Source organism: Mongoliibacter sp. (assembly GCF_007692705.1).
Classification (GTDB): domain Bacteria; phylum Bacteroidota; class Bacteroidia; order Cytophagales; family Cyclobacteriaceae; genus Mongoliibacter.
This window is the reverse complement of the sequence record NZ_REBN01000086.1, coordinates 1-13,700: the sequence shown is the minus strand read 5'-3', so window position 1 is coordinate 13,700 and position 13,700 is coordinate 1. Positions and strand designations below refer to the sequence as shown.

General features: G+C 38.2%; 14 protein-coding genes. 11 read left to right on the top strand and 3 right to left on the bottom strand.

Annotation, left to right across the window (positions count from 1 at the left end):
* Window positions 1-209: 209 nt before the first annotated feature.
* The 5 genes from miaB to secG are packed head-to-tail and all read left to right on the top strand — an operon-like array spanning window position 210 to window position 4,856.
* The gene (miaB, locus tag EA341_RS02875; RefSeq protein ID WP_293011178.1) at window positions 210-1,670 is read left to right on the top strand and encodes a tRNA (N6-isopentenyl adenosine(37)-C2)-methylthiotransferase MiaB; all 1,461 of its coding nucleotides are present in this window, start codon (window positions 210-212) and stop codon (window positions 1,668-1,670) included.
* A 15-nt stretch (window positions 1,671-1,685) separates the two neighbouring features.
* On the top strand, window positions 1,686-2,987 hold the full coding sequence (locus tag EA341_RS02870) for a sigma-54-dependent Fis family transcriptional regulator (protein ID WP_293011180.1): 1,302 nt from the start codon (window positions 1,686-1,688) through the stop codon (window positions 2,985-2,987).
* Window positions 2,974-3,516, top strand: coding sequence for an LPS assembly lipoprotein LptE (lptE, locus tag EA341_RS02865; RefSeq protein ID WP_293011177.1), 543 nt, complete (start codon window positions 2,974-2,976; stop codon window positions 3,514-3,516). Before EA341_RS02870 ends, lptE begins: the two co-directional genes overlap by 14 nt.
* Before the next feature lie 37 nt (window positions 3,517-3,553).
* Window positions 3,554-4,471, top strand: a complete 918-nt coding sequence (locus EA341_RS02860) for a hypothetical protein (RefSeq protein ID WP_293011176.1) — start codon at window positions 3,554-3,556, stop codon at window positions 4,469-4,471.
* A gap of 1 nt (window position 4,472) precedes the next feature.
* Window positions 4,473-4,856, top strand: a complete 384-nt coding sequence (gene secG, locus EA341_RS02855) for a preprotein translocase subunit SecG (RefSeq protein WP_293011175.1) — start codon at window positions 4,473-4,475, stop codon at window positions 4,854-4,856.
* A 310-nt stretch (window positions 4,857-5,166) separates the two neighbouring features.
* Here the strand turns inward: secG and EA341_RS02850 are convergent, their stop codons facing one another.
* Entirely contained in the window at window positions 5,167-5,874 is a 708-nt protein-coding gene (locus EA341_RS02850) for a hypothetical protein (RefSeq protein ID WP_293011174.1), read from the bottom strand.
* Between the two features lie 219 nt (window positions 5,875-6,093).
* Here EA341_RS02850 and groES point away from each other — a divergent pair, with 219 nt between their 5' ends.
* The 6 genes from groES to EA341_RS02820 all read left to right on the top strand — a co-directional run bounded on the left by groES (window position 6,094) and on the right by EA341_RS02820 (window position 12,053).
* Window positions 6,094-6,372: a co-chaperone GroES gene (gene groES / locus EA341_RS02845; RefSeq protein WP_009033281.1), complete on the top strand. Its 279-nt coding sequence runs from the start codon at window positions 6,094-6,096 to the stop codon at window positions 6,370-6,372.
* A 42-nt stretch (window positions 6,373-6,414) separates the two neighbouring features.
* A complete protein-coding gene (gene groL / locus EA341_RS02840; protein WP_293011173.1) occupies window positions 6,415-8,043 on the top strand; it encodes a chaperonin GroEL in 1,629 nt (542 codons plus the stop codon).
* Window positions 8,044-8,248: 205 nt separating this feature from the next.
* Window positions 8,249-8,623, top strand: coding sequence for a response regulator (locus EA341_RS02835; RefSeq protein WP_293011172.1), 375 nt, complete (start codon window positions 8,249-8,251; stop codon window positions 8,621-8,623).
* Window positions 8,623-9,627 carry a magnesium/cobalt transporter CorA gene (gene corA, locus EA341_RS02830; RefSeq protein ID WP_293011171.1) on the top strand — a complete coding sequence of 335 codons (1,005 nt, stop codon included), beginning with the start codon at window positions 8,623-8,625 and terminating at the stop codon, window positions 9,625-9,627. The genes EA341_RS02835 and corA overlap by 1 nt, the downstream gene beginning before the upstream one ends.
* A 103-nt stretch (window positions 9,628-9,730) precedes the next feature.
* Entirely contained in the window at window positions 9,731-10,819 is a 1,089-nt protein-coding gene (gene proB, locus EA341_RS02825; RefSeq protein WP_293011170.1) for a glutamate 5-kinase, read from the top strand.
* Window positions 10,812-12,053, top strand: coding sequence for a glutamate-5-semialdehyde dehydrogenase (locus EA341_RS02820; protein WP_293011179.1), 1,242 nt, complete (start codon window positions 10,812-10,814; stop codon window positions 12,051-12,053). Before proB ends, EA341_RS02820 begins: the two co-directional genes overlap by 8 nt.
* On the opposite strand, the gene EA341_RS02815 is transcribed toward EA341_RS02820, so the two are convergent.
* Both EA341_RS02815 and EA341_RS02810 read right to left on the bottom strand, forming a co-directional pair.
* On the bottom strand, window positions 12,050-12,583 hold the full coding sequence (locus EA341_RS02815; RefSeq protein ID WP_293011169.1) for a hypothetical protein: 534 nt from the start codon (window positions 12,581-12,583) through the stop codon (window positions 12,050-12,052). The genes EA341_RS02820 and EA341_RS02815 overlap by 4 nt on opposite strands.
* Before the next feature lie 213 nt (window positions 12,584-12,796).
* Window positions 12,797-13,165: a DUF2237 domain-containing protein gene (locus EA341_RS02810; protein WP_293011168.1), complete on the bottom strand. Its 369-nt coding sequence runs from the start codon at window positions 13,163-13,165 to the stop codon at window positions 12,797-12,799.
* Window positions 13,166-13,700 lie beyond the last annotated feature (535 nt).

The window sequence follows — 13,700 nt, the reverse complement described above, 5'->3', positions numbered from 1 at the left end:
GATTCTTTTTCATTGCTTCTTGGCTTTAGGCTCTCTTCATCAAAGAACCTCGAAGTACCCTAAACCTCAAAGGATCCGAGTGTCTTGCTTCCCGCCTTTCATTTCTCGCTTATCGTCTCTCATTTCTTAATTCTTTTCAATCTTTGCTACAAGATTCACTGTCATTTTGTCTGTATTTTCTTAAATTCGCAACTCGAATTTGACTACACATGGAAAACATCATAAAGGACATAGACATTATAGCACCGGAAGAAGCACAAGCGTGTGATTTTAAAACCACAGAGGAAGAAAACACTGGTAAGTCTAAAAAAATTTATATTGAATCTTATGGATGTCAGATGAATTTCTCTGATTCAGAAATTGTCGCATCCATCATGAAAGAAAGTGGTTTTGATACTACTTCTGATTTTGAACAGGCAGATGTCATATTTCTCAATACCTGTTCTATCAGGGAGAAGGCAGAGCAAACGGTCAGAAAAAGGCTTTCTCAATTCAATACGCTCAAAAAAAATAAGCCTGAAATGACCATCGGGGTTCTGGGTTGCATGGCCGAAAGGTTGAAAGATAAACTCCTGGAAGAAGAGAAGATCGTCGACGTAGTAGTTGGCCCCGATGCCTACAGAGACTTGCCTAACCTGGTAGCATCTGCCGAAGACGGAAATAAAGGCGTCAATACCTTCCTCTCAAGGGAGGAAACTTATGCAGACATCTCCCCTGTAAGACTTAATTCCAATGGAGTAAGTGCATTCATCTCTATTATGAGAGGCTGTGACAACATGTGTTCTTTCTGCGTGGTACCATTTACCCGAGGCAGAGAAAGAAGCCGGGATCCTCATTCCATTGTAAAAGAAGCACAGGAACTATTTGATAAGGGATACAAAGAGGTCACACTTTTAGGTCAAAATGTAGATTCCTATAAATGGTCTCCTGAAGAAAATAACAAAGCAAGACTCAATAAAAAAGAGGACAAACTCTCCGCAGTAATCAATTTTGCCCACTTATTGGAAATGGTGGCTAAAGTATCTCCTGCTCTAAGGGTAAGGTTCTCTACTTCTCATCCAAAAGACATCACTGATGAGGTTTTGTACACCATGAAAAAGTACAATAATATCTGTAAGTATATTCATTTGCCAGTTCAAAGTGGCAACTCCAGGGTTTTGGACTTGATGAACCGGACTTATGACAGAGAATGGTACCTTAACAGGGTAAAGGCTATAAGGGAAATCCTAGGTAAAGAATGCGGAATTTCTTCTGATATGATTGCTGGATTCTGTACTGAAACAGAAGAAGAACATCAGGACACATTATCCATCATGGATATCGTGAAATATGATTTTTCTTACATGTTTTTCTACTCAGAACGACCCGGAACATTGGCTGCAAAAAAATTCGAAGACGACATTCCTCTAGAGATTAAAAAAAGAAGGTTAGCTGAGATTATTGAAAAACAAGCTTCCCTGTCATTGCAGAGGAATAAACTAGATGTGGGTAAAGTTCAGGAAATTCTGATTGAAGGGACATCCAAAAGATCACAAGAACAACTTAAAGGAAGGAATTCTGCAAACAAGGTTGTCATTATCCCAAACAATGGCCTCAAGCCTGGGGATTATGCCATGGTCAAAGTCACTGATTGTTCCTCTGCCACACTTTTTGGTGAAATAGTATCCTAAATAAGTTACATGAACATGTTTTCAGCATCAGAAATACAAAGTGTCAAACAACGGTTTGGAATCATTGGCAGCAGCCCATTGTTGAGCCATGCCATTTCGGTAGCCATGCAGGCTGCTCCAACTGAAATGACTGTTTTGATCACAGGAGAAAGTGGTAGCGGAAAAGAGTCTTTTTCCAAAATCATCCATTCCATAAGCCCCAGAAAGCATGGGAAATTTATTGCCATCAACTGTGGCGCCATTCCAGAGGGCACTATAGATTCTGAGCTTTTTGGACATGAAAAAGGCTCCTTTACTGGTGCCCATGAAGCGAGAAAAGGATACTTTGAGGTAACCGATGGAGGCTCAATATTTTTGGATGAAATAGGTGAAATGCCGTTGGGTACTCAAGCACGTCTACTTAGGGTATTGGAAAACGGAGAATTCATAAAAGTTGGTTCTTCAAAAGTTCAAAAAACGAATGTCCGCGTCATAGCGGCTACAAATGTCAATCTTATCAAGGCAGTGGAAAAGGGAAAGTTTCGAGAGGACCTTTATTACAGGCTGAACACCGTGCCTATCTACGTGCCCCCACTTCGTGAAAGAGGTGAAGATATTGTATTGCTTTTTAGAAAATTCACCTCAGACTTTTCAGAAAAGTATTCAGTAAAGCCAATTTCGTTGGATGAAGATGCAAAAAAACTGCTTATGAGATTCCCTTTTCCAGGGAACATCCGACAACTGAAAAATATAGCCGAACAGATTTCGCTTTTGGAACAGGAGAAAGAAATTGATGCTGCCACACTGGCTAAATACCTCCCTACAGACCAAACGAGATTACCTGCCATATCAGGTTACAATGGAAGTTCACCGGATAATAGTGATTTTTCCGAAAGGGAAATTCTTTATAAAGTTCTCTTTGATATGAAAAAGGATATGAACGAGTTAAAAAAACTGGTATTGGAATCTTATCAGTCAGGTGGACTAAATTCAACAATCATCAACAAGCATCAAGAGCTTTTTGAAGATATGGACAGCACTGTATCCTTTGATGAAAAACCCCGTCAAGAAACTACTTCGTCTAATTTACCTTTGGTAATTGATCCAAAAAAGAATAATGAATCTTCAGAAGACTATTCAGATGATTATGACGATGAAAATATAGAAGATATCATACATGAAGAAGATGACAATTCACTTTCTTTGGAGAAAAAGGAAAAAGAAATGATCATCAAAGCTCTCCGCAAGCATAATAATAAAAGAAAATATGCTGCCAGTGACCTTGGTATCTCTGAAAGAACGTTATATAGAAAAATCAAACAATATGACATCGATTAGGCAGCTCTTGAGAATCACGCTAAGTTTGATTACGGGACTTTTGCTATACGCATGTTCTGTAAGTTATAGCTTTACCGGTACCAATATCAATTACGATATCATATCCTCATTTTCAGTTGAAAACTTTTTCAATGATTCAGGCGGGGGACCTGCCAACATGGAGCAGCTTTTCACAGAATCACTCAAGGATTTTTACCAAAGGAATACCCAATTGGAGTTGGTAAGGAATAATGGTGATCTTCAGTTTTCGGGAGCTATAAACAGGTATACTATTGCGCCCCAGGCAACTGTATCTACCCAGGACCCAAACCTTCCTGACCGTGCAGGTCAGATGAGATTGACCATAGGTGTGGAAGTAGATTATGTCAATACAGTTGAAGAAGAGTATAGCTTGAAACGGACATTTTCTTTCTTCCAGGATTATGATCCCCGAACAACTTCCATCCTTCAGGTGGAAAGCCAGTTGATAGAAGAAATTTTTGAAAGTATCATTCAGGATATATTTACTGCTACCGTAGCGAACTGGTAAAAATTTGTAAATTGAGAGGTCAATAAAATAGAATCAAGTGAATCCACTGCAGCTTTTAGAATCAATACAGAGAATACAACAGCCTTCAAAAGAAGACTTGATCAAGTTGGTTAAACTCCACAAGACGTTCCCTTATTTTCAGATTCCAAAAGTTTTATTGGCCAGGTATGAATTCGGGAAATCCAATAGTGATTCCAAGGACATGCTGCATCATGCGGCAATTACAAGTCCGGACAGGGCATGGCTGAAACATCTTGTAGAAAGTAAGGATGGTATCACTAAAATCATTGTTCAATTTAATCCAGGGCTTGAAAAAGCCATTTCAGATAAGGGACCTCAAAATCCCGCCAACCTTATTGATGATCTTGATGATAATTTAGTCCCTTCACCCAACAAAAAGCCAAATCCTGCTGAAAGGAACCTGTTGCTCAAAAAACTTGGTGAAGAGTTGGTTCAGGCTAAGAATTCAGAAAAGAATCAAAGTGAAAAAAAAGAAGAGGGTTCAGCACCAAGCCCTCAGTCTTCATCAACTGAAAAAAATGAATCAGTCAGCTCAGCTGAAGAAATAAATTCACCTACTGAACAGGAAATAGCTCCAAAAAAGAAGAGATTCAAAGGCGATGAGTTAATCGAGTCAATAAAAAAAAGGGATAAGGTAGAAATCCATGATGAAAAAAAGAAAGAACAAATAGACATCATTAAGGCCTTCAGCAAGAGGGAAATCAAGCTGGCGACATTAAAAGAAATAGAAACTCAGAAAAAACAAGATGACCTCAGCGAAAAAAGCACCAAACTTAATCCTGCTTTGATCACAGAATCCTATGCTAATTTGTTGTTGAAGCAGGGGAAAAAACAAAAAGCAAAAGAAATTTATAAGAAATTGATGGTGAAGTTTCCAGATAAAAACACTTATTTTGCAGACCTAATTAAAGAATTGGAAGAAAATAAATTATAATATGTTTACCATACTTATCAGCATAATCATCATTCTTGCAGTCCTTCTAGTGTTGGTAATCCTTGCACAGGATTCCAAAGGAGGAGTGGGCGCCGCTTTTGGCGGAAGTGCATCCCAAATCATGGGAGTAACAAAAACAGGAAACATCCTTGAAAAATCAACTTGGGTATTGTCTATTGCAATTCTGGTACTTTCATTAAGTTCAGCAGCGTTCTACAGTACTGAAAGTGGATCTGACTTCCGTTCTCCAAACGTAGAAAATGCAAGAAAGCAAGTAGTATCTCCTTCTTTTGGTGAAGGCGAAGGATTGCTTCCCTCCAATTCAGAAGAACAGAATGGGGAAACTCCTATTGAAATACCGGAAGAAGACGGTTCTGAAGATTAATTCATATCCATCATACATCATTTAATAAAAACCTGGCTGAGCCAGGTTTTTTTTATGGACTTTCTCTAAACCGGCTACACCTCATTTTTTAATTATATCCCGAATCACTCGGTTCTAGGGACCAAGTCTTCAACTTGGTTTCTTTAATATTTCAATTTATTCCGAATCGCTTCACTCCCGAGACCTTCGCTAAAGCTCCAGTTTCTACTTTATTTCAATCTTATCCCGAATCGCTTCACTCTCGGGACCTTCGATAAAGCTCCGGTTTCTACCCTATTTCTATTGTATTTCCCCCTAATATCAGTATCTATCAATCCACTACTTTCAGCAAAAGTCTTTTTGAAATTGGCAGGAAACTTTCCTGGACTGGAATATGCTGCAGGCTGTGGATACGGTAGGTAGCAGGGTTGGGTAATTCCTTGTAAGTCTTAATCAGGTTCAACTTGATATGTTCGAAAGTCATTGTAAAACTGGTTCTCACCTTATCAATCAACTGCATCATGATTCCTTTAAATTTATCCATGCTATTCTGAAATAAATTCACTTTGTATCTATAAATATAGATTTCATTCGACTTGTCGAAAGAAAGAAAAGCATACCCTTCCTTTTGATACAAAGGAGAGATTCCAATCGGTTCAATGGACATCCCTTTTTCCAAAAAATCATAAATCTCTTTCCCATCTTCAATTGCTTTTTTGAGTTGGGGAAGGGAATACTGCACGATTTCTTCCAAATGTGTCATCAGCTCATCGTCAACAATCAAAGGCTTATACTTAAGCTTCATTTCTTTGGTATCAGGCCCATCCAGCATTTTTGGAAACGCAGATTTAAGCTGATCCTTATTCTCAGAAAAGTCTTTAAGTTTACTATAATGCCTTATCAACTCTGCCAATGGCGGGTAAAGTTTGACCTCTTTGAATTGAGCGTTTACGTGTTGCAAATAAGCCAGGAGAAGGTACTTTTTGAATTCAAAATCTATCCAGCCCTCTGTAATCCAATTGTCGTTCAAAGTTTTCATAGATACTTAATTTGTTAAAAAATTTACAAAAATCTGACATAAGAAAAAACAATCTTTGAAATTTTGACAGATAAGGAGACCACCGATTAAAATTGCATGACAATACCATGTGATAAATTGCGCCTTTATGTCAGTTTGTGCGCTTCTACATCCTTTGGCACAAGAAATGATAATTGGGGTTTATAAGATTTTGTAAATAACCTTTAAAAGTTAATAATTATGTCAAAAGTAAACATCCAACCTCTTGCAGACAGGGTTCTGGTAGAACCTGCTGCAGCTGAAGAGAAAACTGCCTCTGGTCTTTATATACCAGACACTGCCAAAGAAAAACCGCAAAAAGGAACTGTAGTGGCAGTGGGCAATGGCAAAAAAGATGAACCATTGACTGTAAAAGTAGGTGACACGGTTCTTTATGGCAAGTATGCCGGTACTGAGCTATCAGTAGAAGGTCAAGATTATCTCATCATGAGAGAAGCTGACATTTTTGCAATTCTCTAATCATCTATTTCAAACAATCAAAAACTAAAAACAACAAAAAAAATGGCTAAACAACTATTTTTCGATACCGACGCAAGAGACAGACTGAAAAAGGGTGTCGATGCTCTTGCAGACGCAGTGAAAGTGACCTTAGGTCCAAAAGGTAGAAACGTAATTATCGATAAGAAATTCGGTGCTCCTACTATCACTAAGGATGGTGTATCTGTAGCTAAAGAAATCGAATTGGAAGAACCTATCGAAAATATGGGTGCTCAGCTTGTAAAAGAAGTAGCTTCCAAAACTGCTGATGATGCAGGTGACGGAACAACCACAGCTACCGTTCTTACTCAAGCTATCTTCAATGCAGGAATTAAAAACGTAGCAGCAGGAGCTAACCCAATGGATCTCAAAAGAGGCATTGATAAGGCAGTTGCCGCTGTAGTGGCTGAATTGAAGGCCAACTCCAAACCAATTTCTACTTCAAAAGAAATCCAGCAAGTAGCAACTGTTTCTGCCAACAATGACGAGGAAATCGGTAAAATGATCGCCGACGCCATGGATAAAGTAGGCAAAGACGGTGTGATTACTGTTGAAGAAGCTAAAGGAACTGAAACTGAAGTGAGAACTGTAGAAGGTATGCAGTTTGACAGAGGTTACCTTTCTCCATACTTTGTGACCAACACAGAGAAAATGGAAGCTGAACTGGAAAACCCATATATCTTGATCTACGACAAGAAGATTTCTTCAATGAAAGAATTGCTTCCAGTACTAGAGCCAGTAGCGCAGTCAGGAAGACCTTTATTGATCATCGCTGAGGATGTAGATGGTGAAGCATTGGCTACACTTGTGGTAAACAAAATCAGAGGCGCGCTGAAAGTAGCAGCTGTCAAAGCTCCTGGATTCGGTGACAGAAGGAAAGCAATGTTGGAAGATATCGCTATTCTTACAGGAGGAACAGTGATTTCTGAAGAAAGAGGTTACAAACTTGAAAACGCAACTGTTGAATATTTAGGTACTGCTGAGAAAGTAAATATTGACAAAGACAATACAACTTTGGTCAATGGTGCAGGTGATTCCAGTGCTATTCAGTCTAGAATCAATGAGATCAAATCTCAGATCGAAAAGACTACTTCTGATTACGACAAAGAAAAACTTCAGGAAAGATTGGCGAAGTTGTCAGGTGGTGTTGCCATCTTATACATAGGCGCTGCTACTGAAGTAGAGATGAAAGAGAAGAAAGACAGAGTAGACGATGCATTGCATGCTACCAGAGCTGCTGTACAAGAAGGTGTAGTAGTAGGTGGCGGTGTTGCTTTGGTAAGAACCTCTTCTGCCCTAGACTCCCTGAAAGGAGAAAATGAAGATCAAGATACAGGTATCAACATCATCAGAATTGCTATTGAATCTCCTTTGAGAACAATTGTAGAAAACGCTGGCGGTGAAGGTTCTGTCATCATAAACAAAATCAAAGAAAATACTGGCAATTACGGATACAACGCTAGAACTGATAAGTTTGAAGATCTTTTCAAGGTCGGTGTGATTGATCCTACTAAAGTAACCAGATTGGCTTTGGAAAATGCAGCTTCCATTGCAGCGCTTCTATTGACTACCGAATGTGTGGTAGCAGATATCAAAGAAGATGCTCCAGCTATGCCTCCAATGGGCGGTGGTGGAATGGGTGGAATGATGTAATTCCAAAATTTATTAAAACTCTAAAAATGGGGAGTCGGTTATGACTTCCCATTTTTATTTTAAACAATTAAAAAACAATATTTTAGCTTAAATTAAATTCAATTTAAAATTCAAATTAAAACAAAAGACTAGAAAATATCAGGATCATTTTTATATTTGAATTACACACCAATTAACAGTTTAGCTAAAGTTCAATCTTTCTTACATGCAGCTTTATAAATCAATCATTTTGGTAGATGATGATCCCATCAACAACCTTATCAATAAAAGATTGATCACCAAATTATCTATTACCGAAAAGGTAGACGAATTCCTAGAAGCAGAAAAGGCACTTCAAAAATTGAGGACGCTGGACCCAAAAGTACCCGCCTTAATTCTTCTAGATATCAATATGCCTGTCATGAACGGATGGGACTTTTTAAATGTGTACTTGAAAGAATTCCCAGAAAGGAAAGATGAAATTTTCGTGCTTTCAAGCTCCATAGACCTACAGGACAGACAAAAGGCCATGCAGTACAGCGTAGTGAAAGGGTTTGTAGAAAAACCGCTCACACCTGAAAAAATGAAAGGTATCGTGTAATGAACACTTCGGAAAAAACAAATCCAAAACTTAGTCTGGAATTGTATGTATACGAAGATGACTTTTTTGAAAAAAACCATATCACCGAGCTCTCTCAATTAATACCATACCTCAATACCCCAAAAAAATTCTGGCTAAATATTGTAAGTCATGATGAAAATTTACTTTCAGGAATAGCGGAAATTTTTGCTATACATCCTCTTGCCTTGGATGATATCAAAAACAAGCAACAAAGACCCAAATTAGAGGAATTTGATAATTTCATGCTGTTGGTGACAAAAATGCTTTATACCAAAAGTAACATTTCCAATATTCATTCCGAACAGGTCAGCTTTATAATCGGTAAAAATCACCTCATCACTGTTCAGGAAGATGAGTTCGATATTTTTGATGGTGTAAGGATCAGATTGGAAAACCCTGCTGGTAAGATGCGTAAAATGGGGCCTGATTATTTAACCTATACCCTTCTGGATGCCATCATCGATGAATATTTCATCTTATTAGAAAAGCTTTATGACAGAACAGAGCAATTGGAAGATCAGGTAATGGTCAATCACCATAAGTCACTACTGTCTGCAATCTACCACCACAGGAAATCCATGCAGGAAATCAAAAAAATAGTATGGCCAACAAGGGAAATACTTTCTGCTTGGAAGAAATCAGAGAGTCCTTTTCTCAAAAAGAAAACCTTCCCTTATATCAACAATATTTATGAACATGCGGTAGAGATTATAGAAAATCTTGAGATGCAAAGGGAATCCATTGCCACACTATTGGAAATTTATATGACCAATATCAGCCTAAAGCAAAATGAGGTAATGAAAACCTTAACCATCATTGCAACCATTTTCATTCCTCTGACCTTTATTGCCGGTATTTATGGGATGAACTTCGAATACATGCCGGAATTGCAGTGGAAATATGCTTATTGGGTAATTTGGGCTGTTTTTCTTTTAGCGACTGCAGGAATGATTACCTATTTTAAAAAGAAAAAGTGGTTCTAAATACCAAAGACCATTATTAAAACCGTTATTAAAGCGACTTATTTTTAGATTTTTATTAAGGAAAGAGGTAATATTGTATATAATCTTCAATAAACCCCTTAAAATGTCCGCTACACAAAATGACATCCTGGTTATCAAAATAGGCTCCAATGTCCTTACACAAGACAATGGCAAACCAAATTTGGATAGGATGAAAAAACTAAGCAAAGAGATGGCTACACTTAAAAAAAGTAGTAGGAATATTGTCTTGGTTTCTTCAGGCGCAGTGGCTTTTGGAAGGGCTGAAATGACTTTATCGGAAAAATTAGATCCTGTTTTAAAAAAACAGATTTGGGCCTCAACTGGTCAGGTCGAACTAATCAAGGCTTATAAATTATTTTTTGCCGAAGAAAATATCCCCGTAGCTCAGATCCTTGTAACCAAGGAAGACTTTAGAGACAGGAAGCATTTTCTGAATATGAAAAACTGTATTCTAGGTTTGTTACAACAAGGTATACTCCCTATCATCAATGAAAATGACACCGTGGCCATTACCGAACTGATGTTTACAGACAACGACGAGTTGGCATCCCTTACTGCGGCAATGGTAAATGCAGATAGATTGATCTTGTTGACCAATGTAGACGGAGTGTATGATGGTCCTCCCTCCCACCCTGATGCTAAGCTCATCCTTAAAATTTCCAAAAGTATCCCTGCCACAGGTATCCAAGTTAGTCCTGTCAAGTCATCATTTGGTCGGGGAGGGATGCTGACCAAACTCAATATGGCCAAAAAATCTGCTGATTTGGGAATAGAAGTACTGATAGCCAATGGTAATAGGGAAAATATCCTGATTGATCTATTGCAGAACAAGGTACCTCATACCATTTTTGAAGCTTTGACTAAAAAACAAAGCCCTAAGAAATGGCTTGCCCATGGAGAACAATATTACAAAGGTGAGATCACTATCAATGATGGAGCAAAAGAGGCCTTGGTTTCTGAAAAGATTACTTCTATACTTCCTGTTGGGATAACAGGTTTTACTGGAAGCTTTTCGAAAGGTGACATTATCAGTATAAAGGACTTTGAAAACAACAAGCTCGGCTTGGGAAGGGCCGAATACAATGACCTTCAGTTACAGGAAAAACTGGGTGAGAAAAACCAAAAAGCATTTATCCATTACGACTACCTATACCTGTTTCAGCATGTATGATGTACAACACATTTTCAAATCGGTAAAACACAGTTCCGCAAAACTTGGACTGATTCAAGAATCGGTAATTTCTAAAACACTTGAGGATTTAATAGAATTAACCCTTGAGCAAATACATTTAATCATCGATGCCAATCAGGAAGACCTTTCCAGGATGGATGTCAATGATCCAAAGTATGACCGTCTTTTTCTCACCGAAGAAAGGATCATTGCCATTACCCAGGAAATAAGGCAGGTCAAAACACTGCCCTCTCCTTTGGGTAAAGTACTTGAAAATAGGGTTTTAGATAATGGACTGACGCTGACAAAAAAAACCGTTCCCCTGGGTGTGCTGGGAATCATTTATGAGTCAAGACCAAATGTCACCTTTGATGTATTTTGCCTGGCACTCAAGTCAGGAAATGGCTTGGTCCTAAAAGGAGGGTCTGATGCCCATGCCTCCAATCAGGCTATCGTAAAAGTCATTCATCAGGCCTTGGAAAAAAACGGCTTACCTATAGAAGCCTTTCAGCTTTTACCTGCTGAAAGATCCGCAACCAAATCTCTTTTGGAAGCAGTGGGATTTGTAGACATCATTATTCCACGAGGAAGTCAGGGATTGATTGATTTTGTGAGGGAAAATTCAAAAGTACCTGTTATTGAAACCGGTGCAGGTATTGTCCATACCTATGTCGATACTTCTGCTGATATTGAAAAAGCCAAAAATATTGTTTTTAATGCTAAAACCAGAAGACCCAGTGTCTGCAACTCCCTAGATTGCTTGATTATCCACCAAGACAAACTGAATCAGCTTGGAGAAATAGTTGAAAACCTTGTACAAGCAGGGGTGGAAATTTTTGCAGATGAACAATCCTTTCCTTTCCTAAAAGGATATTCAAATGTTTATGAGGCAACAGAGACCCATTTTGGCACTGAATTTCTTTCCTTGAAAATGTCCATCAAAACAGTAATAAATATTGAAGAGGCTTTACAGCATATTTCCACTTATTCCTCAAAGCACAGCGAAGCCATAATTGCTGAAGACCTGAATGCGATTGAGTTATTTTTAAATGCCGTTGATGCAGCTGCTGTATATGCCAATGCCTCTACCGCTTTCACTGATGGCAACCAATTTGGATTAGGTGCGGAAATAGGCATTTCTACACAAAAACTCCATGCCAGGGGTCCTATGGCTTTGGGGGAATTATGTTCTTACAAATGGATAATTCAGGGAACTGGTCAGGTAAGAAATTAAAAAGTAAGTCCAAATGATAAATATGGCCAGGGAAGCACCTGAATTCCAGACCTGCCACCTAAACTGACAATGGGCGCAAGTCCTGTTCTGAAATTAAATCCACCATCAATAGGTTGTCTTCGGTATCCTATGTTGAATAATGGAGTTTGCCAAAGACCAAATCTTGAGCTAGGCACAAAATCTTCAAGACTTGTTTCCATGTTTGGGTTATGCTGGAAAGTCTCTGCGTAGGCAAGCGACATTCCTGCTCCCAATTCCAAATATTTGCCATTTGCTCCAAATAACCAATTGGCCATTATTGGTATTGTAACAAACCTATCGCTGCTCCATTGAAAATAACCAACTCCGGTTCTCAAACCAAAACCAGTTGGATCATCACCAAACCTGCGGTCATAATTTAAGGAAAGGAGGCCTCCTGTTCCTAAAAATTCTCCGTAAACTGTGTTTTTCCTAAACCTTTCTTGGCCTTGGGTTTTTGTGGTGATTCCCATTAGAACCACAGCAATAAACAAGAAGATTATTTTATGCATAGCATGGATTTATTTGCTACTAAAGATACCAACTAAATTATTAAACTTAACACATATACAAACTAATTTGCTCATATTTATCATGAACTTTACTATGGGAGGATATTCATGGATACTGGATTGATATTGGGATATTGATATCCCAAGATTCCTGATATTAATGACGATTTACCCAAATACGCGGATCATTGTGAATAGCCGTGGATAATAACTTTATTCTTTTATTTTTACTGCAAAAGGTATCAGCTTATCCAAAGGAACTGCGTCCAGTGTTTTCTCATGTGTAGCTTCCAGGTAAACATTTGGGGCTACATCAGCATGATAAGCTTCTATCCACCTATTTAGACAAAGGCACCATTTATCTCCGGCTTTCAAGCCTGGGAAATACCATTCAGGCCTTGGAGTGATGAGATCATTTCCCATTTTTTTACTGAATTCCAGAAACTCATCGGTCATCACTGCGCAAACTGTATGCGTTCCCTGATCATCCTCCCCTGTTTCGCAACAGCCATTTCTATAATACCCGGTCATTGGTGCGGTACTACAAACCATTATAGGTTCTCCAAAAACATTTAATGCCATATACTGAAATTTTTAAAATCTAAATATATTGGAAGATACATTTAATTCACGGAGGTAAAATAAGAGCATATAAATTTTATTTAACTTCTGCCAATTATGATGGTGATACCAGTTCAAAACCATTGGTTAGTGAACAAAAAACAAATGTCTGTCATAATTTAGGGATACTCCCCACTAATCACTTGTTATTGAAAACTACCCAATTGATCATTCCGATCGTCAATTCAATAAAATAGGTCAAAAATCCATCTTTCCGACAACTTAACACCTAATTTTTGAGCCTTAACAATCCTGTCTTTACAACTCACCCAATTATTTGACCTTTGGATAAGTTAACAGCTTGATAACTCAATGCTAATTTTTAGTTTACAATAATTAATTACGATGAAACTACCTTTCCATAAGAGATAATTATTAAGAAAATAAGTTAAAACCATGATGAAAAGACGGGATTTCTTTAAAAACGGATTACTAACTACTTTAGGCCTGGGTGTGATGGGTTCAAGACCAGTGCTTGCCAAGCCATCAATGTATA